This window comes from Salmonella enterica subsp. enterica serovar Typhimurium str. LT2 (assembly GCF_000006945.2).
Taxonomy (GTDB): domain Bacteria; phylum Pseudomonadota; class Gammaproteobacteria; order Enterobacterales; family Enterobacteriaceae; genus Salmonella; species Salmonella enterica.
In genome coordinates, this window is the sequence record NC_003197.2 from 193,398 (window position 1) to 217,745 (window position 24,348).

A 24,348-nucleotide genomic window follows, 5' to 3' on the forward strand; every position below is an offset into this window, starting at 1 on the left:
CCTGTTATGAAAGGACAACACCGTCTGGATCTCATTGTGGCGTATCTGAAAAACCATACGCTGGTTACGGTAGAACAGCTGGTTGAGGCGGTTGACGCATCGCCAGCCACTATCCGTCGCGATTTGATCAAGCTGGATGAGCAGGGCGTGATCAGCCGTAGTCATGGCGGTGTGGCGCTGCGACGTTTTGAACCCGCCCAGCCCACCACCAATGAAAAACAACTGCGATCGCCCGCTGAAAAACGGGCGATCGCACGCGTTGCCGCATCGCTGGTCAATGCTGGCGATGCCGTCGTGCTGGATGCCGGTACGACAATGATGGAACTGGCGAAATGCTTAACCCATCTTCCGCTGCGGGTCATCACCGTCGATCTGCATATTGCGCTGTTTTTAGCTGAGTTCCGGCAAATTGAAGTGACGATTGTCGGCGGTCGTATCGATGACAGCAGTCAGTCCTGTATCGGTGAGCATGGGCGCAAGCTGTTGCGCAGCGTTTACCCGAACATCGCGTTTATGAGCTGTAATTCATGGGGGGTAAAAACGGGCGTGACGACCCCAACGGAAGATAAGGCCGGGCTTAAACAGGAGATTATTGCTAATGCGCAGCGCAAAGTGTTGCTGGCGGACAGCAGTAAGTATGGCGCGCATTCGCTCTTTAATGTGGTGCCGCTTGAGCGCTTTAATGACGTGATTACCGACGTCAATCTGCCGCCGTCAGCGCAGGTTGAACTGAAAGGGCGCGCTTTTGCGCTAACGCTGGTGCAGCCGGAGTGACAGCGCCGTCAGGCGCTGCCAGTGGTGAATCAGACCGCAGAAATATTGCGGCCGTAGTAAATCTCGCGCATCTCTTTCCACAGCGCGGCGGTGATCTCCTGGCGTTCGGTTTCAGTGAGATCTTCCGGTTTGGTGTGAAACATGTAGTGCTTAAGATCGAACTCTTTAAGCAGCATCTTGGTATGGAAAATATTTTCCTGATACACGTTTACATCCACCATGTCATACAGCGACTTCATATCTTCCGACATAAAATTCTGAATAGAATTAATCTCATGATCGATAAAGTGCTTCATACCGTTGACGTCGCGTGTAAAGCCGCGCACGCGGTAATCGATGGTGACGATATCGGACTCTAGCTGGTGGATCAGGTAATTGAGCGCTTTTAGCGGTGAAATCACCCCGCAGGTTGACACTTCGATGTCGGCGCGAAAGGTGCATAGCCCGCCTTCCGGATGGCTTTCCGGATAGGTATGCACGCAGATATGGCTCTTATCGAGGTGCGCCACCACGGTTTCCGGCAGCGGGCCGGGATGTTCGGTTTGATCGATAAGTTTCGGGTCGATCGGCTCTTCGCTCACCAGAATCGTGACGCTGGCACCCTGGGGTTCATAATCCTGACGGGCGATGTTCAGGATGTTTGCGCCGATAATGGAGCAGGTCTCCGACAGGATCTCGGTCAGTCGGTTGGCGTTATAGAGTTCATCGATATAGGCGATATAGCCATCGCGCTCTTCTGCGGTTTTGGCGTAGCAGATATCGTAAATACAAAAACTCAGGCTTTTCGTCAGATTGTTAAAGCCATGCAGTTTCAGCTTTTTCAATTTTTATCACCTCCTTAACGTCACTGTGCGGACAGTGCGTCATGTAGATATTGCGGTAGCGCAAATGCAGCGGCATGAATAGCCGGGTTGTAATAGCGACATTTGAGGCCGGCGGCATGAAAACGTGCCTGAATAATTTCGCTCGACAGGTGGCGAAGAGCGTCGTTGTCCGTCGCCCAGGCGAAGGTCATAATGCCGCCGTAATAGGTCGGAATCGCCGCCTGGTAGAAGCCGACATCGCTGAAGTAATGACTCAGCTTGCGGTGGCTGTCGAGCGCTTCATCCTGCTGCAGGAAGCACACGCCGTTCTGGGCGACAAAAATGCCGCCCGGATTCAGGCAACGCTTACAGCCTTCATAAAAGGCGGAGGTAAACAGGCTTTCGCCGGGGCCTATCGGATCGGTACAGTCGGAAATGATCACATCAAAGGTCTGATGGGTTTGATTGACGAAATTCACGCCGTCGTCGATTACCAGCGTAAAGCGCGGATCGTCGTAGCTGCCGGCATTGTGGTTGGGTAAATACTGGCGGCAAAACGAGACTACGCCAGCGTCTATCTCTACCATGGTGATGGTTTCGACGTTTTTATGCCGGGTAACTTCACGTAGCATTGCGCCGTCGCCGCCGCCGATAATCAGAACGTGTTTCGCATGACCGTGCGCCAGCAGCGGGACATGGGTCATCATTTCATGATAAATAAACTCGTCGCGTTCGGTGGTCTGTACCACGCCGTCCAGCGCCATCACGCGGCCAAAAGCGGCGTTTTCAAAGATGATTAAATCCTGGTGATCGGTTTTTTCATGATACAGAACGTTGTCTACGGCAAAGTACTGACCAAACTGGTCGTGTAGCGTTTCATGCCACATCGTATTTTCGGCCATTGGCTGATACCTCCATTGTTAACACCCGTAAAAAAAGGGCGCAACATCATAGCTAACAATGACCGTGGATGCACGGTCATTATTTCAGCAATAGGATCACGGAGGATTATTTAACGTAGGCTAACAGGCTCAGAGAATCGCGGGCCAGAGCTTTGCATTTTTTAGCGACCGGAATACCGATGCCGCTAAGATCGCGGTAGCTGTCTTCGCCCAACGATTTCATATCGAAGGTGTCGTAGTTACTCAGGTCCCACTGATTTTGCTGGGCAAAAAAGACCAGCGCACGGCGAATCTGGCTGTTGGGTAAATTTTGGTAACCACAGTCATTTTTCAGAAAAACGAAAACTGCCGTTAAATCGGCCATATCTTCAGCTTCGGATTCAGTAAGCGCATAGCTATTTGCGCATAAGGCCATCAGGCTGCCAAACAACACGGGTCTGAAAAACGTCTTCATTGCTTCTACCACGGCATCAGGGAAAGTCAACGTTAGCATACTGAGAACGTAGCGACGACTTTTATTATCAGGATTGGTCGCGGCGTTTTCATTCTTATTGTATTGCTGTCAGGAATGGTAAAGACGTGTTGCTGGCTTGACCTTCCCGTTAGGGCAGGGTCTAAGCTTAGACACCCGCCTGTTCATTATAAGGAAATGATTATGTTACGCCGTGATTTCTTAAAATATTCAGTGGCGCTGGGGGTTGCATCAGCGCTGCCGCTGTGGAGCCGCGCCGCTTTTGCCGCCGAACGTCCCGCGTTGCCTATTCCTGACCTGTTAACGGCAGATGCGAGCAACCGTATGCAGTTAATTGTTAAAGCCGGACAGTCGACATTCGCCGGTAAGAACGCGACAACCTGGGGCTACAACGGTAATTTGCTGGGGCCAGCGGTACAGCTTCACAAAGGAAAAAGCGTGACCGTTGATATCCATAACCAACTGGCCGAAGACACGACGCTTCACTGGCATGGTCTGGAGATTCCGGGCATCGTCGACGGCGGCCCGCAGGGGATTATTCCCGCAGGCGGAACCCGCACGGTGACGTTTACGCCGGAGCAACGCGCCGCGACCTGCTGGATTCATCCGCACAAACACGGCAAAACCGGGCGCCAGGTGGCGATGGGCCTTGCCGGGCTGGTGCTGATTGAAGATGACGAGATTCGCAAATTGCGCCTGCCGAAACAGTGGGGCATCGACGATGTGCCGGTGATCATTCAGGACAAACGCTTCTCCGCCGATGGCCAGATTGATTATCAACTGGATATTATGACCGCCGCCGTCGGCTGGTTTGGCGATACGCTGCTGACCAATGGCGCTATCTATCCGCAGCATTCCGCGCCGAAAGGCTGGCTACGTCTGCGCTTGCTAAATGGCTGTAATGCGCGCTCGCTGAATATCGCCGCCAGCGATAATCGCCCGCTTTATGTGATCGCCAGCGACGGCGGCCTGCTGGCGGAGCCGGTGAAAGTCACCGAACTGCCGTTATTAATGGGCGAGCGTTTTGAAGTGCTGGTGGATATCAGCGACGGGAAAGCCTTTGATCTGGTGACCCTGCCGGTCAGCCAGATGGGAATGGCGATCGCTCCGTTTGATAAACCGCATCCGGTGATGCGTATCCAGCCGCTGCGGATTACCGCCTCCGGTACGCTGCCGGATACGTTGACGACGATGCCGGCGCTGCCGTCGCTGGAAGGGCTGACGGTGCGCAACCTGAAACTGTCGATGGACCCGCGCCTTGATATGATGGGGATGCAAATGCTGATGAAGAAATATGGCGCTCAGGCGATGAGCGGCATGGATCATGACAGCATGAACGCGCATATGCAGGGCGGCAATATGGGGCATGGCGAGATGGATCATGGCAACATGGATCACAGCGGGATGAATCATGGCGCGATGGGCAATATGAATCACGGCGGAAAATTCGACTTCCATAACGCTAACTTTATCAACGGCCAGGTCTTCGATATGAACAAACCGATGTTCGCGGCGCAAAAAGGCCGACATGAACGTTGGGTGATTTCCGGCGTGGGTGACATGATGCTGCATCCTTTCCATATTCATGGCACCCAGTTCCGTATTTTGTCAGAGAACGGCAAAGCGCCAGCGGCGCACAGAACGGGCTGGAAGGATACGGTACGCGTTGAGGGCGGTATCAGCGAAGTGCTGGTCAAGTTCGATCACGACGCGCCGAAGGAACATGCCTATATGGCGCACTGTCATCTGTTAGAACATGAAGATACGGGAATGATGTTAGGATTTACGGTCTGACCGATGTCTGTGACGCAGGCCGGGTAAGGCGAAGCCGCCACCCGGCACAATGCCCGGCATACGCCGGGCATTAATGGTTATTTCGCGTCGTCAGGCAAAGCATAGGCCACGATATAGTCGCCCATCTTCGTACCAAACGAACCGTGGCCTCCGGCAGAAACGACCACGTACTGCTTACCGTTTACCTCATAGGTCATAGGCGTTGCCTGGCCTCCGGCGGGTAAACGTCCCTGCCACAGTTTTTCCCCGTTGCTCATGTTATAAGCGCGCAGGTAGTTGTCGGCGGTCGCGGCAATGAACAGCACATTACCGGCGGTTGAGATTGGCCCGCCCAGCATGGGCATCCCCATGTTGAACGGCACCGGAACCGGCATCGGGAACGGCATACTGTCGCGCGGCGTCCCTATACGTTTCTTCCACACGATTTCATTGGTCTTCAGATCCAACGCGGAAATATAGCCCCAGGCCGGTTGTTTACACGGCAGGCCAAACGGCGAAAGGAACGGATTCAGCGTGACGCCGAATGGTACGCCGTACTGTGGCTGAATACCCGCTTCTGTACCGGTACCTTTCGCGTCTTTCGGCGGCTCCATTGGATTACCCGGGCCGCGTGGGATCAGCTTCGAGACAAACGGCAGCGCCATCGGGTTAGCGATAGCGACCTGACGGTCTGGATCGACGGAAATACCGCCCCATTCAAACATCCCCAGGTTGCCAGGGAATACCAATGTCCCCTGCTCGGACGGCGGGGTGAAGATACCTTCATAGCGCAACTGGTGGAACATGACGCGGCACACCAGTTGGTCGAACATGGTCGCGCCCCACATATCCGCGCCGGAGAGATCTTTTTTCGGGCGGAAGGTTAAATCAGAGAACGGCTGAGTTTTGGCGACGTAATCGCCTTTTGCCGCGCCCTGCGGGACCGGTTTTTCCGGGGCGGGCACGACCAGCTCGCCATTACGTCTGTCCAGCACAAAGATATTACCGGTTTTCGCTGGCGCATAGATAACCGGAACGGTAGTACCGTCAACGGTAATATCCGCCAGCGTCGGCTGTGCCGGCAGGTCCATATCCCACAGATCGTGATGGACGGTCTGATAACTCCAGGCCAGTTTCCCGGTGGTGGCATTCAGCGCCAGGATGGAGCTGGCATAACGCTCCTGCTCCGGCGTGCGGTTACCGCCCCAGATATCCGGCGTGGTCACGCCCATCGGCAGATAGACCAGATCCAGTTTCGCATCATAGGCGGCAGGCGCCCAGGAGTTCGGCGAGTTAAAGGTAAAAGCGTGCTCATCGGCTGGAATCGCGTTCGGATCTTTCGCCCCCGGATCGAAGGCCCACATGAGTTTACCGCTATTAACATCAAAACCTCGGATAACGCCGGACGTTTCGCGGGTAGAGAAGTTATCCGTGACCGAACCGGCAATGACAATTGTTTTATCGGTGATAATCGGCGGCGACGTCGGTTCATACAGTCCCGGTGTGGTATCCGGCATATTGGTTTGCAGATTCAGGACGCCTTTGTTGGCGAAGGTTTCACACAGCTTGCCGGTTTCGGCATTCACCGCGAAAAGGCGACCGTCGTTGACCGGGAGGATAATACGGCGCGGACAGTCGGCGATGACCTCCGGCGAGGCGGTATCCGCTTTGGCCTCATGATAAGAGACGCCGCGGCAGGTCACATGCTGGAAAGACGAATCGGTCTTCAACTGAGGATCAAAATGCCACTTCTCTTTACCGCTGGCGGCGTCCAGCGCGAACAGACGCTGGTGAGCTGTACACAGATAAAGCGTATCGCCGACTTTTATCGGGGTCACTTCGTTGGTGATTTCACCCGGATCGTTGGGCTGTTTCAGATCGCCGGTGCGGAAGACCCACGCTTCTTTCAGTTGGTGAACGTTATCCGCAGTGATCTGTTTCAGCGGCGAATAGCGTTGGCCTTCCTGATTGCGCCCATAGGCCGGCCAGTCTTCGTCGGCGATCGACGAACTTGTTGCGGCGGGCGTGGCGTCGGCGCGAAGCGTACCGTTGATCTCCTGCGGGTCGTTGAAGCCGGCCCAGGTCAGAATGCCGCCGCTAATCAGCAACGCCACGACCAGCGCCGCCACTGCGCCACTGGAAGGAACCACCAGCCGATGCCAGACAAACGGTAATATTAGCCAGATGCCGAAAAACACCAGGATATCGCTACGCGGCGTGAGCGCCCAGAAGTCGAACCCGACTTCCCACACGCCCCAAATCATTGTCGCCAGCAGCAGGGCGGCATACAGCCACAGTGCGGCACGTTTACTGCGCCATAGCAATCCGGCCACAACCAGCATCACGAGGCCCGCGATGGGGTAGTACCAGGAACCGCCAATAGCAACCAGCCAGACACCTCCGATAAGAAGATACAGCCCACAAAGTGCTGCAAAGAGGGCCGTCAGCGTCACGAGTAATCGTGGCGATCGTGCGTTATTTTCTGCCATAAAAAGACACCATCCCAAATTGTTAATTTTTTAGTAGCAATTAAGTATAGGAATTAACATGTGTGATCGTCATCACAAAATGAGCTTTCTTATCAAATGCCGCGAATGAATACGTTTGCTGTTATACTGCGTGCCTTGCGCGTCAATGCGGCGTTATTAGTCACCGGCATTGAGTGATTTGTTTTTAAATCATATGGTTATAAATATGAAACATACTGTTGAAGTCATGATCCCCGAAGCGGAGATCAAAGCACGTATTGCCGAGTTGGGTCGTCAGATTACCGAACGTTATAAAGACAGCGGCAGTGAAATGGTGCTGGTAGGTCTGTTGCGTGGCTCATTTATGTTTATGGCGGACCTGTGCCGTGAAGTCCAGGTTCCTCATGAAGTCGATTTTATGACCGCCTCCAGTTATGGTAGCGGCATGTCCACCACCCGCGACGTGAAAATCCTCAAAGATCTGGATGAAGATATTCGTGGTAAAGACGTGCTGATTGTCGAAGACATTATTGATTCCGGTAATACGCTGTCGAAGGTCCGTGAAATCCTGGGCCTGCGCGAGCCGAAATCGCTGGCGATTTGTACGCTGCTGGATAAACCTTCTCGCCGCGAAGTGGACGTGCCGGTTGAGTTCGTTGGCTTTTCGATTCCGGACGAATTTGTAGTCGGTTACGGTATCGACTACGCTCAGCGTTATCGCCATCTACCGTATGTTGGTAAAGTGGTGCTGCTGGACGAGTAAGCGCAGAAATGCCGGATGGCGTCGCTAAAGCGACTTATCCGGCCTATAGCTAATGGCTTATTGGTGGGGAATGTATTTCAGACTTAGGGCGGAAATACCCTTATGATAGCCGTTCTCCAGCGTTTCTCTGTTGGTGGCGGTGACGTCAAGATCGCGCAGCAGGCCATCATTGATACTGTACGCCCAGCCGTGAATGGTCACATTCTGACCGCGTTTCCACGCTGACTGCATAATGGTGGAATGCCCCAGGTTATAGACCTGTTCCATGACGTTCAATTCATAGAGCGCGTCCAGACGTTGCTCTTCGGGCATTTTTCCCAACAGCGAGCTATGTTTAAGCCAGATGTCGCGGATATGCAGCAGCCAGTTATTAATCAAGCCCAGCTCAGGGTTTTCTACCGCAGCCTTGATACCGCCGCAACCGGAGTGGCCGCAAATGATAATATGCTCAACTTCCAGAACATCTACCGCATACTGAACCACGGAGAGACAGTTCAGATCGGTGTGAATAACCAGGTTAGCCACATTACGGTGAACAAACAATTCGCCCGGTTCAAGCCCGGTTAAACGCTCTGCGGGAACGCGGCTGTCGGAACATCCAATCCATAGAAAGCGCGGTTTTTGCGCTTGCGCCAGTTTCTCAAAAAATCCGGGGTCCTCTTCCACCAGCATTTTTGACCATAGTGCATTGTTGCTGATGAGTGTATCTATGTCTTTCATGGAAGTTAACGACCTGTAACCAAATAAGTGCGTTGGGCTAATATAGGGCAACTCCGTAATTATTTAAACCATATATAAAGTGTAAGAACGTAAAGTAAGTGAGAATTTATGACCATTGCGCTGGAACTTCAACAACTTAAAAAAACCTATCCCGGCGGCGTTCAGGCGTTGCGCGGCATAGATTTGCAGGTCGAAGCGGGGGATTTTTACGCGCTTCTGGGGCCAAATGGAGCAGGGAAATCGACCACCATCGGTATTATCAGCTCATTGGTTAATAAAACGTCCGGGCGCGTTAACGTTTTTGGTTACGACCTGGAAAAAGACGTGGTTAACGCCAAGCGACAGCTTGGACTGGTGCCACAGGAGTTTAACTTTAACCCGTTTGAAACGGTGCAACAGATCGTAGTGAATCAGGCGGGTTATTACGGCGTGGAACATAAAGAGGCGGTTTTACGTAGCGAAAAGTATTTAAAACAGCTCGATCTGTGGGAAAAACGTCATGAACGCGCGCGGATGCTCTCCGGTGGGATGAAGCGCCGCCTGATGATCGCCCGCGCGCTGATGCATGAGCCTAAACTATTGATTCTCGATGAGCCGACGGCGGGCGTCGATATCGAATTGCGTCGCTCGATGTGGGGATTCCTGAAAGATTTAAACGCCAAAGGCACCACGATTATTCTTACCACCCACTATCTGGAAGAGGCAGAAATGCTGTGCCGCAATATCGGTATTATTCAGCACGGCGAGCTGGTGGAAAATACCTCCATGAAAAATCTGCTTTCAAAGCTGAAATCGGAGACGTTTATTCTGGATTTAGCGCCAAAAAGCCCGCTACCTAAGCTTACGGGTTATCAATATCGTCTGGTGGATACCTCGACTCTGGAGGTGGAAGTGTTACGCGAGCAGGGGGTTAACAGTGTCTTTAGCCAACTGAGCGAGCAGGGGGTTCAGGTATTAAGTATGCGTAATAAAGCCAACCGTCTGGAAGAACTGTTTGTGTCGCTGGTGCATGAAAAACAAGGAGATCGCGCATGATGCAGCTTTACTGGGTTGCCCTTAAAAGCATCTGGGCGAAAGAGATCCACCGCTTTATGCGGATCTGGGTGCAAACGCTGGTGCCGCCCGTCATCACCATGACGCTCTATTTTATTATTTTCGGTAACCTGATTGGTTCGCGCATCGGCGAAATGCATGGTTTTAGCTATATGCAATTTATTGTGCCGGGCCTGATTATGATGGCGGTCATTACTAACTCCTACGCGAATGTCGCGTCGTCATTTTTTAGCGCCAAGTTTCAGCGCAATATTGAGGAACTGCTGGTCGCGCCGGTACCAACGCACGTGATCATCGCCGGATTTGTCGGCGGCGGCGTAGCGCGCGGGCTGTGCGTAGGGATTCTGGTGACGGCGATTTCGCTCTTTTTCGTGCCTTTCCAGGTGCATTCCTGGGTATTTGTCGCGCTAACGCTGATTCTGACCGCGATTCTGTTCTCGCTGGCCGGACTGCTGAACGCCGTGTTTGCGAAAACCTTTGACGATATCAGTCTGATCCCGACCTTTGTGCTGACGCCGCTGACCTACCTCGGCGGGGTATTTTACTCGCTGACGCTGCTGCCGCCGTTCTGGCAAGGGCTGTCGCACCTGAACCCGATCGTCTACATGATCAGCGGTTTCCGTTATGGTTTTCTGGGTATCCATGATGTGCCGCTGGTGACGACGTTTGGCGTACTGGTGATCTTTATCGCTGCTTTCTATCTGCTGTGTTGGTCGCTGATCCAGCGCGGGCGCGGGTTGCGCAGTTAAGCGCTGACTGGGGAGATGGGGCGTTGGGTTGCGCTTCGCTTCACTTCATCTACGGGTCCGTAATATCAATGGGTTACGGGTCGGTAGGTGAGGCTTGTCGAAACCCAACGCTTCTCTCAGCGAATCTGAATCTCCAGCGTGGCGGTGGCCTGGTATTCTCCGGTGTGGGGAACATGTCCGGTGGTATTGACCGGCGCGGCGGTGAACTCGGTGCTGCCTCTACCGTCAGTGTAATCTTCAATCGGCAATTCGGCGCTGCCGCCGGGAACGATGGTATTATCGTATTTATCGGAAATCCGTATCCCCAAATTCTCATTGTCAGTTTTCAGGTAGTCCGGGTTGTGCGGATCGGTTGCGCCATTTAATGACATTGACAGGTTGGTGCCGTCCGCCACGTTGCTACAGGTAAAGTTTACCTGAGTGGTGACGTGCGAGTTCTGCGGGCTGTCGCCGAGGTGACGAATATCTTTGCCCTCAATATCCGGTAGCCTGACCTCGATAACCTGCCCGGCGTTGATGGAGCAGGACTGCGGCACGGTAATGGTCCCGGACATGGTGACGTGCGCCATCGGTGGAACGGAAGGGGGAATATTATCTCCGCTGCTGCCCGGCGTTTTTGACAAATAGAGATTCATAATCGTCGTCTCAGGAATGGTGATTTCACCTACCAATGGGTGAGTAATATAAATACGCACGTTACCCTTATTCCCTGCGGACATTTTGTTTATGTCCGCGCCCGTACACCCGCCTGCGGTGGGGTCCTGATTACTGATCGCTGAAAAGGGAACGGGGATATACTGTTTCAGGTTACCGACGATGTAGGTTTCCGTACCAATCTCCAGCTTACCCGCGACCAGAACATAAAAATCCATCTGTTGCCCATTGCTACCCGCTTCGCTGTACGTTCCTTTTTGTGTTAAATCGCCGGTCGTGGCGGTGAAATAGTTAACGCCCTGATAATCTTTATTATCGCAGTCGCACCTGGCGCTGTATTCGCCGCCGACCGACCAACTCTCTTTGACTATTTTCCCTGCCTGGTTCTCATCCGTATCGGTAATGGTCTGGTCAAGGGGAAAAAAGAAATTATGCGTGCCGCTGGTGGGTTGACACCAGCCGCTTCCGTTGCCCATCGTTCCGTCTGCCAGCGCATGGCCTGAAAATAGCGATAGCGCCAGCAGCATCCATAAATTCTTCATTGTGTTCCTCACTGGCAGACGGCGTTCGCCATCACTATGCCGTTCATATTTTTGCTGATATCCAGGCGGTAATCCGCGCGGCAAGAGGCGCTTCCCCAGTTCACCAGCAGCAGGCCCTCTTCCGGCAGGCCGCTGAGGAAGACCTGGCCTTTATCGCCGACGATACTGGCCAGGTTCGCATCCTGCCCATCGACGCTTGCCGTCGCGCCAAAGGGCACGGGCTCGCCATTGCTGCGCGTCAGCGTTAACAACACGCGATAGCCCTTATGCGTGTCATACGCCGCGCGCACCACCGCATTACGCGTCGGGTAGACGGTCTGGTTGTTGAGCGGAATATCCACGTTGTCAGCAAACGTGCTGCTGTCGAGCGAGATATCGTAGCGATAATACGGCGTGACGTTGGGGATCACCGTATAACCCCGGAAGTCGGTGGCGACGCCGGTCTGGTTTTCAACCGAAACGCCGCTGGCGCCGGGCGCTTTAATTAAAATCGCCGCGCCGGTAATCGGCTGGCTCAGGGTAATACCGTTTTCGTGCGCCAGAATGCCGCCGCTGATGCCGTAGCTGACTTGTTGGCTATCTGGCGACTGATTGTAACCGGCGTTGAGGTTGGCATAAGTGCCTTTATAGCTGGCGTTTACCCCGCCGGAATCACCGTCTTGTGTGCTGTGGCTTTGCTGTAACGACCAGTTCAGGTTTCTGTCACGCAGCGCGGTGCCGCTAAGGGTGGTGCTGTTCACCGTGGCATCGTGCTTACGCGTGTTCAGCATATAGCTGGCGTATAGCCTGGAATCGAACACCGTAAACGGAACGTGCAGCGACAGCGTGAACAGCCGATCGTTCTGGTTATAACGATCGTCGTCGTTGTCATCATCGTCATTGTCCGAACGGTACTGGTAGGTGTTTTTGTTATAGCTGTAGCTCAGCGTATAGCTCACCGGACCCCAGCTATTGTTGTAGCTGGCGCTCAGGGATTCCATCTGCTGCGCGCTGTGCCAGTAATCTTCTTTGACCCAACTTAGCGTTAAGGAACCGAGCGTATTGCTAATTTGCTGGTTGACCGAAGCTTCGAAACGATTATGGCGCTTGCCGTAGTTATCATAAAAATCGTCGTCCGGGTTGATCACCTCGCTCAGCGAATTGTAGTTTTCGCTGGCGTAACGATAGCCGGCCAGCGAAAACGTGGTGCCCGTACTGACGACGCCCTTGCTGTAGCGGACGTGCCAGGATTGCCCGATTTCTTTGCGGCCATCGTCAAATTTGGCGTGCGACCAGATGCCGTCCAGGGAAATGGCCCCCAGCATCTGCATATTTTGCCCGACGCCGAAGGCGACGGACTGGTATTTATCGCCGGCAATCTGGCTGCCGCCGTACAGGGTGATGCCCCACGGCAGGCCGTACAGCAGGGTCGCCTGGCCGAAGTCGTCCAGCGCGTGGTTGTTATAATCGCGATATTTACCCACGGTCACGCTGTATTTTGCCCGTCCGGTGCGCTGCAGAATCGGCAGCGAAGAGTAGGGCACGATAAAATGCTGTTCGCTGCCGTCGGCTTCTTTTACCGTCACGTCATAGTCGCCGTTGCTGCCGGTGGGAAACATATCGTTGATTTCAAATTCGCCCGGCGAAACGGCGGTCTGATAGGCGATATAGCCGTTTTGCCGCACGATAACCTGCGCGTTTGAGCGGGCGATGCCGCGAATCGTCGGGGCGTAACCACGCTGGCTGTTGGGCTGCATTTGATCGTCAGAGGTGAGCTGGAGGCCGCGAAAAGGTACGCTGTCGAACACGTCGGATGGCGTATTGCTGTCTCCGGCGGTGAACTGGCTTTTCAGCGCGATAATGTCGCGCTGTAAATAGTTATAAACGCTGTTCCAGCTACCGTTCTCGCCGTTATTTGAACTCCAGTTACTGTAGTTGCGAAAACGCCACGGCCCGAGGTTAAAACCCGGCTGGAGAGCGAGATACTTCGATTCCGCATCGTCGGAATCCTCACTGGAACCGTACTCTTTATAGCCGCTGAAGCTGTAGTTCAGCATCAGCGCGGTAATCCCCTCCTGCCACTTTTCCGGCGGTACGTAGCCGCGTGCGTTGTTGGCGATGTAGAGTTGCGGGATGCTTACTGATAATGCCTGTTGCTGAAAATCAAACCGCTGGCTGGCGCCGGGGATAACGCTGAGATCGACGCAGCCTTTTTCACTCTCCAGCGTTGGAAAAAGGTCGGTTTTGACGCCGTTATCTTTTAGTTCCTGGAGCCGTAAACAGCCCTGTAATGCCTGTTGACCGTCACTGAGCGTCGCGAGTTGAAAATCAACGTTTCGTGCGCCGATTTCTGTTTTATTGATATTGATAGTGACGTAATAGGTGCCAGGCAGCTGGCTTTTGTCGTTATCAAATGTCGACAGATCGACGCTTGTGCGATTCGCCTGCCCATGGTTTTCAATAAATGCCGGATTGAAATAGTCGCGCGCCCATGCAACGTGTGTGAACGTGCTGCCCAGCGCGATACACACAGCGCAGCGCGATAAATAAAATACCCGGTGTTGCCTTTTGCGCATCGGCACTCTCATCCCTGTCACTCTTCTCAAGGCGTTTGTTTATGTTCGGGGCCAGTACCGCCAAAATCGTTGATGATAGACCAGACAATCGGGCCGCTGGCGGCGGCAGGCAGCGTGTACTGCGCGTTGCCGAAAGGCGCCACATAGCGCGGGGCTTTCACTTTTTGACTGCCAACGGAAAGGGTGGCGAAGTTCATATAATAGGGCGTGGGGTTCTTCACGGTGAGCGTGCGACCCTGACGCGACCACGTTAACCGATCGGCAACCTCTTCTGGTTTTTGGGTTAACGCTTTTGGCCGGTAAATCAGCTTAAATTCCGCTTTAACGGCCAGCATGAGTGTGTTGTGTTTATTGTCCGGATTGCTGCTGGGAATCGATTTAATATCCAGCCAGTACAGCGACTCGCGATCTTCCGGCAAATTGCCGCCGGTACGGATAATTCGTAGTACGTTCTTTTGCCCGCCATTAAGGCGAAAAAGCGGCGGGGTGACCATAAACGGCGCATCACCGCTCGCCCCGGTTTCACTGATCGATTGCGCCCAGGACTGAATTAAATAGGGAACGTTGTCGCTATTGCTTATCGATATGGACGCATCTTTGGCATCGCCGTGAAAAATAACCCGCGTTGTGCCGATGTTTATCCCTGCGGCATGCGCCAGCGAACCGCACAACAGGCAACAAAGCAACCCTGCTTTAGCCAATGAATTCATTGATGACCTCAATAAACAAAGGGGCCAGCCGACGCTGGCCACCAGGATCAGTTATATTGCAGATAGAATGTTGCGGTTGCATCGACCGTTCCCGACTTAACGGGAACCGCGGTGGCGATATAGCGGGCGGTGAAAGGCATTGAGAGTTCCGTCACCCCCTCTGCTGTAGGGAGGTTGACTGGGGCAGACCATGCCTGAAGATCGTTAAAGGTCATAGGGGTGCTAGTTTTATCAAGAATTTGCACGCCAATATTCTCAGCATCATCCTCATTTTTCAGGATGGTCGCATCGGTTCCGTCGAGTGTGCCTTCAAAGCGCGCCTGTACACTGCTGTAGACGTTTGCGTCGCAGTTTTCGAGTTCGATGGTGAAGTCTGTATCCCCTGCCGTCTGCCCTGCGGCAGTGAAAAGAGAGGCAAATTCTTCCTGTAATGTCACCTCTACTGAATCCGTTTTTACCGTACAGGCGTTTTGCTTAATGAGGCCGGTGATATGTACGGTGCCGTCTTTGGCGGTGTCTGCCAGCGCGGCGGGGGAGAGGGTGATGGCGGCCAGTGCCACAGTGAGTGTTTTTAAGGAGAGTTTCATTATCTTTGATCCTTTAAGATATTATAAATATTGACATAGTAACAATATCTATAGTGTGGAAAGTTATTGTTCTTTTTATTCCCGAATGAGTAAATATAATGTCCGATGATTTTTACGGCGCGAAGAAAAATTCAGAATACATAAATATGAAATATTTATAATATATATTTAATCAATTATTTTGGTGAGTGTTTGTTTAATTGAATCGCCGTGATTACCCTTTAATGGGCCAGATTCTATGAAGGCTGCTAACAATTTTAAAAATAATGCAAATTTTTTTTGAATAAAAAATGATCGTGGTCATAGTGTGTTGTCGGCCAAAAAAACATGCTGACATCATGCAGGATTGGAGCTCAATGGAGGAGAAGTTATGCTGGGATGGGTCATTTCCTGTCATGACGATCGGGCGCAGGAAATGCTCGAAGGTCTTGAAAAGAAGTATGGGCCGTTGGCGCAGTGTCGGGCGGTCAATTTCTGGCGTGGGTTAAGCGTAAATATGCTCAGCCGCATGATGTGTGACGCCCTCCATGCCACCGACTCCGGTGAAGGCGTGATATTTTTAACCGACATTTCCGGCGCGGCGCCTTATCGTGTAGCGTCGCTGATGAGCCATAAACATTCTCAATGTGAAGTTATTTCCGGTGTCAGCTATTCATTGATGGAGGAAATGATTACCTGGCGAGAGTCAATGAGCAGTTCAGCATTTCGCGACCAGATTGTCGCGCTTGGCGCGCCGGATGTCACCAGTCTCTGGCATCAGCAGCAGAAAAATCCGCCTTTTGTATTGCTGCATGATTCGTATGAGTTTTGATCAATACCATTGACGACGCTTTTGCTACAATGACGGCGTTTTTTCGCCTCGGTTATGATATATGGTTATGCGCGTTGTTCTTATCTTGCTGTTCTTTTTCGCCGGTAATGTGTTGGCTGCCTTGCCCGCTCGTTATATGCAAACGACGAAAGATGCCGCCATCTGGTCGCAGATTGGCGACAAAATGGTGACCGTAGGGAATATCCGCGCCGGACAAATTCTTTCCGTAACGCCTGTTGCGGCTGATTATTATGCCTTTAAATTCGGCTTCGGTGTGGGCTTTATCGATAAAGGCCATCTGGAATCCGTGCAGGGAAAACAAAAAGTGGAAGATGGCCTGGGCGATCTTAACAAGCCGCTCAGCAATCAGAATCTGGTGACCTGGAAGGACACGCCGGTGTATAACGCGCCGGACATCAGTAGCGCCCCGTTTGGCGTATTGGTGGATAATTTGCGTTACCCCATTATTAGCAAGCTGAAAGGCCGGCTACATCAAACCTGGTATCAGATCCGTATTGGCGACAGGCTGGCTTATGTCAACGCCATGGATGCGCAGGAAGACAACGGCATTCCGATTTTGACCTATCATCACATTTTACGTGATGAAGAGAATACCCGTTTTCGCCATACCTCCACCACGACTTCGGTTCGGGCATTCAGCAACCAAATGACCTGGCTTCGCGATCGCGGCTATGCCACGTTGACGATGTACCAACTGGAGGATTACATCTATAACCGCGCTAATTTCCCGGCGCGCGCGGTGGCTATCACCTTTGATGATGGCCTTAAATCGGTGAGTCGCTATGCGTATCCGGTATTAAAGCAGTACGATATGAAAGCGACGGCATTTATTATCTCATCGCGTATTAAGCGCCATCCGCAAAAATGGAATCCCAGGTCGCTGCAATTTATGAGCGTGTCCGAATTGCGCAAGATAAGCGATGTTTTTGATTTTCAGTCGCATACCCATTTTTTACACCGGGTAGACGGGCATCGCCGCCCGATTTTATATAGCCGCAGCTACCATAATATTCTGTTTGATTTTGAACGCTCGCGGCGGGCGCTCGCACAGTTTACTCCGCACGTATTTTATCTTTCTTATCCCTTTGGCGGTTATAACGCGACCGCGATCAAAGCAGCAAAAGACGCCGGTTTCCATCTGGCGGTAACCACGGTGAGAGGGAAGGTGAAGCCGGGAGATAATCCGATGCTGCTCAAAAGGCTGTATATTCTGCGCACGGATTCGCTGGAAACCATGTCGCGGCTGATCAGCAACCAGCCGCAGGGATAAGGACTATCAGGCAACCTGTACCGGAATAGCTTTCGCGGTGCGCTTCATTTCGTTGTCGCCTTCAAAATAGGCCACTTTCGGACGCCATGTACGCGCTTCTTCATCAGACATGGTGACGAAGCTGGCGATAATCACAATGTCGCCAACTTCAGCGCAGTGCGCCGCCGCACCGTTCACCGAGATGATTCTGGAGCCGCGTTCAGCCGCAATCGCATAGGTTGAGAAACGTTTCCCATTGGTCACGTTCCAGATATCAATCGCTTCGTTTTCCAGAATACCGGAGGCATCAAGGAAATCCTGGTCAATGGCACAGGAACCTTCGTAGTGCAGGTCCGCCTGCGTGACTTTTACGCGGTGGAGCTTGCCTTGCAGCATGGTGCGAATCATAACTTCTTTACCCTGTCGTTTACCTTGGCTAAGCAGGCGCTTGTGGCCTGCTTTGGAAATTCTCAGGCAGTATTGCCCGATTTTTAACCCCTGTCTACTGGGCTAATGTAACGCTTTGATTATCGATCAGACGCGCCTGACCCAGCCAGGCGGCAGCCAGAATCACTGCGCGTTTGCTGGTTTCCGTCAGCTCCAGCAGCGTGTCGGCATCACGGATTTGAATGTCGTCGGCACGGAAGCCTTTTTCATTCAGTTCCTGTTCGGCAATGGCAATAATCTCTTGCAGCTCACGATTACCCGCAATCAGTTTTTCAGCGATGCTATTCATCACGTTGTATAGACCCGGCGCAATTTTGCGCTGCTCTGCGGTCAGATAAGCGTTACGTGAGCTGAGCGCCAGACCGTCTTTAGCGCGAATAATCGGCACGCCGACGATCTCAATGTCATAACTCATATCCGCCACCATTTTGCGGATCAGCGCCAGTTGCTGGAAATCCTTCTCGCCAAAGCAGGCGATATCCGGCTGGATCAGGTTGAACAGCTTGCTGACGATAGTCGAGACGCCGCGGAAATGACCTGGACGGCTGGCGCCTTCCAGCATGGTAGAGAGGCCGGGAACATCAACGTACGTCTGGCCTTCCAGCCCATGCGGGTAGATTTCCTCAACGGCTGGCGCAAAGACATAATCGACTTTGCGTTTGTTCAGCTTTTCACAATCTTCCTGCAGCGTGCGCGGATAACGCACCAGATCGTCCGGCCGATCAAACTGCATCGGATTGACGAAAATGCTGACGATCACCACATCAGCCCGGGCTTTTGCCTCATCGACCAGCTTCATATGGCCGTCGTGCAGGTTGCCCATGGTGGGAACCAGTGCGACGCGTTTACCTTCCTGACGCAGACGACGAATATGCTGGCGCAGCAGCGGCAGGGTTTCAATGATTAGCACAACAAAACTCCTTGAGTTGCTTGATGATCCTGCCCGATGGCGCTGCGCTTATCAGGCCTACATCCGTTGAGGATCTGTAGGCCGGATAAGACGCGTCGCGTCGCCATCCGGCACGGTCAGAAAAATTAGTGAAAGCTGTGTTCTTCGCCCGGATAAACGCCGGACTCCACTTCAGCCATATACTGCTGTACGGCGGCGCGCATGTCGCCCGCTTCGGCGAGGAAATTTTTCGCGAATTTTGGAATATGACCGCCGGTGATGCCAAACGCATCGTGCATCACCAGGATCTGACCGTCGGTGACGTTGCCCGCGCCGATGCCGATCACCGGAATCGACAGCGCTTCCGTGACGCGCTTCGCCAGCTCAACCGGCACGCACTCCAGCACCAGCAGTTGAGCGCCAGCGGCTTCTAAAGCCAGCGCGTCATCCAGCAGCACTTGTCCTGCATCTCCACGGCCCTGAATTTTATAGCCGCCGAAGATATTCACCGACTGGGGCGTTAACCCCAGATGACCACAAACCGGCACGGCGCGTTCGGTGAGCATTTTCACCGTATCAACCAGCCAGGCGCCGCCTTCAATTTTGACCATATTGGCCCCCGCACGCATCACGATAGCCGCGTTTTCACATGCCTGTTCCGGGGTGGCGTAAGCCATAAACGGCAGGTCGGAGAGCAATAGACAGTTGGGCGCGCCGCGGCGTACCGCGCGGGTGTGGTAGGCGATATCTTCCACGGTGACAGGCAGGGTGGAGTCGTGCCCCTGAATTGTCATGCCCAGAGAGTCGCCAACCAGCATCACATTGATACCTTCGTCGGCAAATAACTTAGCGAAGCTGTAGTCGTAGGCGGTAATTGTCGCGAAGCGTTTTTTCTCTTGCTTGCATTTCTGCAGCAGTGAAATGGTGGTGGGTTTCATAACGTTTCCTGATGGTAAAAGTTATATTTCCCGGCATTCTAACAGTCATATTCAGGGGGGCAATTGATTTAAGCAATCGTTTGGCGCTAAAGCAGTAAACGCTAAAGGGGAGGCGATGTTTTACCAGTGGGCGGGTTTTGCAGCACCAAGATGGGTGAGATGCTGATGCAGGCTGATACCATCCGGAAAGATCAGATCAGGAGCGATTTCGAATAACGGCCACAGCATAAAACCGCGGTTTTTCATGTCGTAGTGCGGCACGGTCAGACGGTCGGTGTTAATGACTTCATCGCCAAACAGCATAATGTCGAGATCCAGCGTGCGCGGCCCCCAGCGTTCGGCTTTGCGCACCCGGCCCTGTTGCAGCTCAATGCGCTGGGTATGGTTAAGCAATTCTTCGGGGGCGAGAGCGGTATCCAGCGCCACCGCAGCGTTCAGGTAATCGGGCTGATCCTGTGGGCCAAGCGGCGGCGTGCGGTAAAACGAAGAAACCGCGACGATACGGCTATCGGGAATGTCGGCGATAGCCTTCAGGGCGGCATTGACCTGCTCCAGCGGAGAGGCCAGATTACTGCCAAGCGCGATATACGCGATCGTCATACGGTGCCCTCGCGGCGCGGCGCGCGTTTGCGCGGACGTGAACGACGGCGGCGTGGAGCAGGATCGTCGTCCAGCTCGTTGAGCATCCCTTTTTGTTCCGGCGGCGCGGAAGCCTGAAACTCGGCCCACCACTGCGCCAGACGTTGCAGTTCAGTATTATTTTCCACCTGAGCGCGCAGCTCCAGTAAATCAAACGCGGCGCGGAATTTGGGATGTTCCATCAGTTTCCAGGCGCGTTTGCCCTGACGTCGCGACATGCGTAACTGAAGCTGCCAAATATCACGGGTAAGCGTGGTAAGGCGTTTCGGGATCGCCAGTGAACGGCAGGCCTCATCCAGCACATCATTCATGGCCAGCGCGAAAGCGTCGTAATAGGCCAGACCGCTCTCCTGAGCGATTTTTTGCGCCATCTCCAGCAGCGGATACCAGAACATGGCGGCAAACAAAAATGCCGGATTAACGCGCATCTCGTTACGGATGCGGTTATCCGTATTCTTCAACACCTGCGCAATGATGCGTTCCATTGCGCTGTCGCCGTTTTCGGTGAAATAACGCGTAATGGTAGGAAACAACGGCTGGAAGAGGTGGTATTCCCGCAGTTGTTGATAGGTTTCGTAACCGTTCCCCGCCTGCAACAGCTTCAGCGACTCTTCGAACAGGCGCGCGGGAGGAATGTCGTTTAGCAAGGTTGCCAGACGCGGGATTGGCTCAGCCGTTTCAGGGCTGATATGCATATTGAGCTTCGCAGCGAAACGCACGGCGCGCAGCATTCGAACCGGATCTTCGCGGTAGCGCGTTTCCGGATTGCCGATCAGGCGAATCACGCCTTCTTGCAGATCCTGCATCCCGCCGACGTAATCGCGCACGGTAAAATCCGCCACGCTGTAGTAAAGGCTGTTGATGGTGAAATCGCGGCGCTGGGCATCTTCTTCGATAGAGCCGAAGATGTTGTCGCGCAGCAGCATACCGTTTTGCCCACGCTGGGAGGTCGTACGGTCGCTTTCACTGCCTTCATGATGACCACGAAACGTTGCCACTTCGATAATTTCCGGGCCAAACATCACGTGAGCCAGGCGGAAACGACGTCCCACCAGACGGCAATTGCGGAATAATTTCCGTACCTGATCCGGTGTTGCGTTGGTAGTCACGTCGAAATCCTTCGGCTTTTTGCCGAGCAGGAGATCGCGGACGCCGCCGCCGACCAGGTAGGCTTCATAGCCCGCTTTGTTCAGCCTGTACAGTACCTTGAGGGCATTTTCACTGATATCTTTGCGGGAGATAGCGTGCTGTTCACGCGGGATAATCGTCATATGTGGACGGGCGACGGCTTGTTCTGCCTCGCTCTCCTCGCGGCTTAACACCTTACGGCAAAAATTAGCGACTCGGGTAAAAATAGCGCACCTCGGTAGTGTCATACATTAATAAGATCAACTTACTCTATGTCTTTCGCATTACGGCAGACGGGCGTAAGAGAGCAACGCGACCTGGGCTGTAAGCATCATTAACGCCGCAGCAATGCGAAAGACGATGAGCAAAAATAGCGGCTAATCATAGCTCAGCGAGACGCATTTGAGAATGCCGGATTTACATTAGCCGATGTGGGTACGGCTGTAAGCCTCCAGTGCGCCACTGCAAAGCGCAGCAACTCCTCAACAGACATCTCCTGCCACGCTACGACGTCGCGTTGGCCTAAAAAGCGCAATGCCTGGACCAGTACCGGGCGCGGATCGCCTGTCGCAAGCGCAGGGGCATGATTTTGCTTGGAAAGTTTAGCGCCTTGTTCGTTGAGCGCCAGCGGAAGGTGCACGTAGCCTGGCGCACGCCAGCCAAACTGTTTATACAGCGAAAGTTGTCGGACAGTGGGTTCGATTAAATCTGCGCCGCGGACGATCTCCGTCACCCCCTGAAAATGATCGTCGACCACCACGGCCAGATTATAAGCAAACAGTCCGTCGCGGCGGTGGATAATAAAATCTTCGCTCGCCAGCTGTGGGTCAGCCTGGATGTCGCCGCGCAAGGCATCATGGAAATGCATCACCGGATGCTGCTGTTTAATTCTGACGGCGGCATTCTCCGGCCCGTGGCATAACGTCCGACAATGGCCGTCGTAAATACCGCCCAGACGTTGAATGCGCGAGCGGGGGCAAGTGCAGTAGTAGCTCAGTCCCTGCTCGTGAAGCCAGGCCAGCGCCTCGCGATAAGCCTCATGACGCTGTGATTGCCATAAGACCTCGCCATCCCAGTGCAGGCCGTAATGTTCCAGCTGGCGCAGAATGGTCGCTGCGGCACCGGGAACTTCACGTGGGGGGTCGATATCCTCGATGCGAACGCGCCAAATTCCGCGTTGCGCACGGGCTTGTAGATAGCTGCCGAGGGCGGCGATTAACGAGCCGAAATGCAGTTCGCCGGATGGCGACGGCGCGAAACGGCCAATATAGTGTGAGTCAGTCATGCTGCGGGCAATAAAGAATAAGGCGGGAAAACTCCCGCCTGTCATAAATAGGGTAGAAACGAACGGGATTAACCCGCCATCTGTTTTTCGCGAATTTCAGCCAGCGTTTTGCAGTCGATGCACAGATCGGCTGTTGGACGCGCTTCCAGGCGGCGGATACCAATCTCCACCCCGCAGGACTCGCAATAACCGAAGTCTTCATCTTCCACTTTCTTCAGCGTCTTCTCGATCTTTTTGATCAGTTTGCGCTCACGGTCACGATTACGTAACTCCAGGCTAAACTCCTCTTCCTGCGCGGCGCGATCGACCGGATCGGGGAAGTTGGCGGCTTCGTCCTGCATGTGCGTCACAGTGCGATCGACTTCATCCCGGAGTTGATTACGCCATGCTTCAAGAATACGCTTGAAGTGCGATAGCTGGGCTTCGTTCATATACTCTTCGCCCGGTTTCTCCTGGTACGGCTCCACCCCAGCGATGGCGAGAATACTCAGGGACGATGTTTTACGGTTTTGCCCTTCTTGCATGTTGCTTCTCCTTAACACGCACTATCGATCCCCATGTTCGGGGGAAAATCAGGTCGCTATAAATAGCAGATGCTTTTCCGGATAGCAATTATCTAAACGTAACACTTGACAACCCTGTGAGGAAAAGCGTATTTACGCACGCGGCCAGAATACTTAATAATCAGGCTGTTATTCCACTACAACGTTATGGGTACTGGTTCGTTCAGTTCCATTTTTTGGGCTGAAAGTTCTGCTTTATAAGCTAAAACTTCCACGCCTTTATTCTGAGCCTCGCTCAATAGCTGCGCGTATTTTATATCGATATGACGTGCGGGGGAAAAACGTGTAATGGCGGAGTGCAGCACCGCGAACACCACCACTGCGCGATGACCTGCCGCCGCAACGCCCATCAATTCCCGAAGATGTTTTTGCCCTCGTTCGGTGATGGCGTCGGGAAAATAACCGTTTTCTTTTTCCGCTAACGTGACCGATTTCACTTCAATATAGCAGTCCGGGCGGAAATCTGCCTGTAACATAAAATCTATACGGCTGCGCTCGGCGCCATATTTGACTTCACTTTTCAGAATATTGTACCCCGCCAGCGCCGGCAGGCGATTCTCCTGAATCGCTTCTTTCGTTAGCTGGTTCGCCCGCAGCGTATTCACGCAAATGAATGCGCCGGATTGCGTTTCAGTCAATTCCCAGGTATGCGGATATTTGCGTTTAGTATTTTCTGATGTCGAATACCAGACGGTATCGCCAGGCGTGGCGCAGCCGGTCATCGCGCCGGTATTAGGACAGTGCAGCGTAAGCGTCGTACCGTCAGGGGTGATCACATCGGCTAAAAAACGTTTATAGCGCTGAATCAGCGTAGCGCGTTGTAAAGGGGGTGAAAATAGCATCGACATTCCTT

24 protein-coding genes and 21 other annotated features are annotated in these 24,348 nt (G+C 53.2%); of the genes, 7 read left to right on the forward strand and 17 right to left on the reverse strand.

All coding sequences use genetic code 11. From position 1 onward, the window contains the following. Position 1 precedes the first annotated feature (1 nt). Positions 2–7: a ribosome-binding site (putative RBS for STM0164; RegulonDB:STMS1H000543), on the forward strand. Then, positions 2–774 (forward strand): putative LysR family transcriptional regulator gene (locus tag STM0164; RefSeq protein ID NP_459169.1). Within the gene, positions 7–774 belong to an annotated coding region; the region does not span the whole gene. It overlaps the preceding feature by 6 nt. Before the next feature lie 29 nt (positions 775–803). On the opposite strand, the gene speD is transcribed toward STM0164, so the two are convergent. From speD to yacC, 3 genes are all read right to left on the reverse strand, one after another. Beyond that, positions 804–1,614, reverse strand: a protein-coding gene (gene speD / locus STM0165) for an S-adenosylmethionine decarboxylase, proenzyme (protein NP_459170.1). Within the gene, positions 804–1,598 belong to an annotated coding region; the region does not span the whole gene. Next, positions 1,609–1,614, reverse strand: a ribosome-binding site (putative RBS for speD; RegulonDB:STMS1H000544). It overlaps the preceding gene by 6 nt. A 4-nt stretch (positions 1,615–1,618) precedes the next feature. Then, the gene (speE, locus tag STM0166; protein ID NP_459171.1) for a putrescine aminopropyltransferase occupies positions 1,619–2,492 on the reverse strand. Within the gene, positions 1,619–2,479 belong to an annotated coding region; the region does not span the whole gene. Beyond that, positions 2,487–2,492, reverse strand: a ribosome-binding site (putative RBS for speE; RegulonDB:STMS1H000545). Its footprint overlaps the gene before it by 6 nt. A gap of 93 nt (positions 2,493–2,585) precedes the next feature. Further along, positions 2,586–2,945 (reverse strand): putative periplasmic protein gene (gene yacC / locus STM0167; RefSeq protein NP_459172.1). Within the gene, positions 2,586–2,933 belong to an annotated coding region; the region does not span the whole gene. After that, positions 2,940–2,945, reverse strand: a ribosome-binding site (putative RBS for yacC; RegulonDB:STMS1H000546). It overlaps the preceding gene by 6 nt. Positions 2,946–3,122: 177 nt before the next feature. Continuing rightward, positions 3,123–3,128, forward strand: a ribosome-binding site (putative RBS for cueO; RegulonDB:STMS1H000547). Here yacC and cueO point away from each other — a divergent pair. Continuing rightward, the gene (gene cueO, locus STM0168; RefSeq protein ID NP_459173.1) for a putative multicopper oxidase occupies positions 3,123–4,745 on the forward strand. Within the gene, positions 3,135–4,745 belong to an annotated coding region; the region does not span the whole gene. (Overlaps the previous feature by 6 nt.) A gap of 77 nt (positions 4,746–4,822) precedes the next feature. On the opposite strand, the gene gcd is transcribed toward cueO, so the two are convergent. Continuing rightward, positions 4,823–7,226 (reverse strand): glucose dehydrogenase gene (gene gcd / locus STM0169; protein NP_459174.1). Within the gene, positions 4,823–7,213 belong to an annotated coding region; the region does not span the whole gene. Next, positions 7,221–7,226: a ribosome-binding site (putative RBS for gcd; RegulonDB:STMS1H000548), on the reverse strand. (Overlaps the previous gene by 6 nt.) Before the next feature lie 180 nt (positions 7,227–7,406). Next, positions 7,407–7,412, forward strand: a ribosome-binding site (putative RBS for hpt; RegulonDB:STMS1H000549). On the opposite strand from gcd, the gene hpt reads away from it, so the two are divergent. Beyond that, the gene (gene hpt, locus STM0170; protein NP_459175.1) for a hypoxanthine phosphoribosyltransferase occupies positions 7,407–7,955 on the forward strand. Within the gene, positions 7,419–7,955 belong to an annotated coding region; the region does not span the whole gene. (Overlaps the previous feature by 6 nt.) A 57-nt stretch (positions 7,956–8,012) precedes the next feature. On the opposite strand, the gene yadF is transcribed toward hpt, so the two are convergent. Beyond that, positions 8,013–8,691 (reverse strand): putative carbonic anhydrase gene (yadF, locus tag STM0171; RefSeq protein NP_459176.1). Within the gene, positions 8,013–8,675 belong to an annotated coding region; the region does not span the whole gene. Further along, positions 8,686–8,691, reverse strand: a ribosome-binding site (putative RBS for yadF; RegulonDB:STMS1H000550). Its footprint overlaps the gene before it by 6 nt. Before the next feature lie 84 nt (positions 8,692–8,775). Beyond that, positions 8,776–8,781: a ribosome-binding site (putative RBS for yadG; RegulonDB:STMS1H000551), on the forward strand. On the opposite strand from yadF, the gene yadG reads away from it, so the two are divergent. Beyond that, positions 8,776–9,710, forward strand: a protein-coding gene (gene yadG / locus STM0172; protein ID NP_459177.1) for a putative ABC-type multidrug transport system, ATPase component. Within the gene, positions 8,784–9,710 belong to an annotated coding region; the region does not span the whole gene. (Overlaps the previous feature by 6 nt.) After that, positions 9,694–9,699: a ribosome-binding site (putative RBS for yadH; RegulonDB:STMS1H000552), on the forward strand. (Overlaps the previous gene by 6 nt.) Continuing rightward, positions 9,694–10,477, forward strand: a protein-coding gene (gene yadH, locus STM0173; protein NP_459178.1) for a putative transport protein. Within the gene, positions 9,707–10,477 belong to an annotated coding region; the region does not span the whole gene. Before yadG ends, yadH begins: the two co-directional genes overlap by 17 nt. A 116-nt stretch (positions 10,478–10,593) precedes the next feature. Here yadH and stiH read toward each other — a convergent pair. The 4 genes from stiH to stiA all read right to left on the reverse strand — a co-directional run bounded on the left by stiH (position 10,594) and on the right by stiA (position 15,531). Then, positions 10,594–11,680 (reverse strand): putative fimbriae gene (gene stiH / locus STM0174; RefSeq protein ID NP_459179.1). Within the gene, positions 10,594–11,673 belong to an annotated coding region; the region does not span the whole gene. Beyond that, positions 11,675–11,680: a ribosome-binding site (putative RBS for stiH; RegulonDB:STMS1H000553), on the reverse strand. It overlaps the preceding gene by 6 nt. Before the next feature lies 1 nt (position 11,681). Continuing rightward, positions 11,682–14,234 (reverse strand): putative fimbrial usher gene (gene stiC / locus STM0175; protein ID NP_459180.1). Within the gene, positions 11,682–14,228 belong to an annotated coding region; the region does not span the whole gene. Continuing rightward, positions 14,229–14,234: a ribosome-binding site (putative RBS for stiC; RegulonDB:STMS1H000554), on the reverse strand. Its footprint overlaps the gene before it by 6 nt. Positions 14,235–14,254: 20 nt before the next feature. Continuing rightward, the gene (gene stiB, locus STM0176) for a putative fimbrial chaparone (RefSeq protein ID NP_459181.1) occupies positions 14,255–14,944 on the reverse strand. Within the gene, positions 14,255–14,938 belong to an annotated coding region; the region does not span the whole gene. Next, positions 14,939–14,944, reverse strand: a ribosome-binding site (putative RBS for stiB; RegulonDB:STMS1H000555). Its footprint overlaps the gene before it by 6 nt. A gap of 41 nt (positions 14,945–14,985) precedes the next feature. Then, positions 14,986–15,531, reverse strand: a protein-coding gene (gene stiA / locus STM0177; protein NP_459182.1) for a putative fimbrial subunit. Within the gene, positions 14,986–15,525 belong to an annotated coding region; the region does not span the whole gene. Further along, positions 15,526–15,531: a ribosome-binding site (putative RBS for stiA; RegulonDB:STMS1H000556), on the reverse strand. It overlaps the preceding gene by 6 nt. Before the next feature lie 353 nt (positions 15,532–15,884). Then, positions 15,885–15,890, forward strand: a ribosome-binding site (putative RBS for yadI; RegulonDB:STMS1H000557). Here stiA and yadI point away from each other — a divergent pair. Together yadI and yadE are read left to right on the forward strand one after the other, a co-directional pair. After that, positions 15,885–16,336, forward strand: a protein-coding gene (gene yadI / locus STM0178) for a putative PTS enzyme (RefSeq protein ID NP_459183.1). Within the gene, positions 15,896–16,336 belong to an annotated coding region; the region does not span the whole gene. It overlaps the preceding feature by 6 nt. Positions 16,337–16,397: 61 nt before the next feature. Further along, positions 16,398–17,627 carry a putative xylanase/chitin deacetylase gene (gene yadE, locus STM0179; protein ID NP_459184.1) on the forward strand — a complete coding sequence of 410 codons (1,230 nt, stop codon included), beginning with the start codon at positions 16,398–16,400 and terminating at the stop codon, positions 17,625–17,627. Positions 17,628–17,633: 6 nt separating this feature from the next. On the opposite strand, the gene panD is transcribed toward yadE, so the two are convergent. The 8 genes from panD to sfsA form a co-directional block, all read right to left on the reverse strand. After that, positions 17,634–18,029 (reverse strand): aspartate 1-decarboxylase gene (panD, locus tag STM0180; RefSeq protein NP_459185.1). Within the gene, positions 17,634–18,014 belong to an annotated coding region; the region does not span the whole gene. Further along, positions 18,024–18,029 (reverse strand) — a ribosome-binding site (putative RBS for panD; RegulonDB:STMS1H000558). (Overlaps the previous gene by 6 nt.) A 79-nt stretch (positions 18,030–18,108) precedes the next feature. Further along, the gene (gene panC / locus STM0181) for a pantothenate synthetase (protein ID NP_459186.1) occupies positions 18,109–18,976 on the reverse strand. Within the gene, positions 18,109–18,963 belong to an annotated coding region; the region does not span the whole gene. Then, positions 18,971–18,976, reverse strand: a ribosome-binding site (putative RBS for panC; RegulonDB:STMS1H000559). It overlaps the preceding gene by 6 nt. Before the next feature lie 112 nt (positions 18,977–19,088). Further along, the gene (panB, locus tag STM0182; protein NP_459187.1) for a 3-methyl-2-oxobutanoate hydroxymethyltransferase occupies positions 19,089–19,891 on the reverse strand. Within the gene, positions 19,089–19,880 belong to an annotated coding region; the region does not span the whole gene. Beyond that, positions 19,886–19,891: a ribosome-binding site (putative RBS for panB; RegulonDB:STMS1H000560), on the reverse strand. Its footprint overlaps the gene before it by 6 nt. 109 nt (positions 19,892–20,000) lie before the next feature. Next, positions 20,001–20,491, reverse strand: a protein-coding gene (gene folK, locus STM0183; protein ID NP_459188.1) for a 7,8-dihydro-6-hydroxymethylpterin-pyrophosphokinase, PPPK. Within the gene, positions 20,001–20,480 belong to an annotated coding region; the region does not span the whole gene. Continuing rightward, the gene (gene pcnB / locus STM0184) at positions 20,477–21,895 is read right to left on the reverse strand and encodes a poly(A) polymerase I (protein ID NP_459189.1); all 1,419 of its coding nucleotides are present in this window, start codon (positions 21,893–21,895) and stop codon (positions 20,477–20,479) included. The genes folK and pcnB overlap by 15 nt, the downstream gene beginning before the upstream one ends. Continuing rightward, positions 20,486–20,491: a ribosome-binding site (putative RBS for folK; RegulonDB:STMS1H000561), on the reverse strand. Its footprint overlaps the gene before it by 6 nt. A 140-nt stretch (positions 21,896–22,035) precedes the next feature. Next, positions 22,036–22,977 carry a putative glutamyl t-RNA synthetase gene (gene yadB / locus STM0185; RefSeq protein ID NP_459190.3) on the reverse strand — a complete coding sequence of 314 codons (942 nt, stop codon included), beginning with the start codon at positions 22,975–22,977 and terminating at the stop codon, positions 22,036–22,038. A 23-nt stretch (positions 22,978–23,000) separates the two neighbouring features. After that, positions 23,001–23,469 (reverse strand): dnaK suppressor protein gene (gene dksA, locus STM0186; protein NP_459191.1). Within the gene, positions 23,001–23,456 belong to an annotated coding region; the region does not span the whole gene. Further along, positions 23,464–23,469 (reverse strand) — a ribosome-binding site (putative RBS for dksA; RegulonDB:STMS1H000562). (Overlaps the previous gene by 6 nt.) 163 nt (positions 23,470–23,632) lie before the next feature. Beyond that, positions 23,633–24,348 (reverse strand): regulator for maltose metabolism gene (gene sfsA, locus STM0187; RefSeq protein NP_459192.1). Within the gene, positions 23,633–24,337 belong to an annotated coding region; the region does not span the whole gene. After that, positions 24,343–24,348, reverse strand: a ribosome-binding site (putative RBS for sfsA; RegulonDB:STMS1H000563). Its footprint overlaps the gene before it by 6 nt.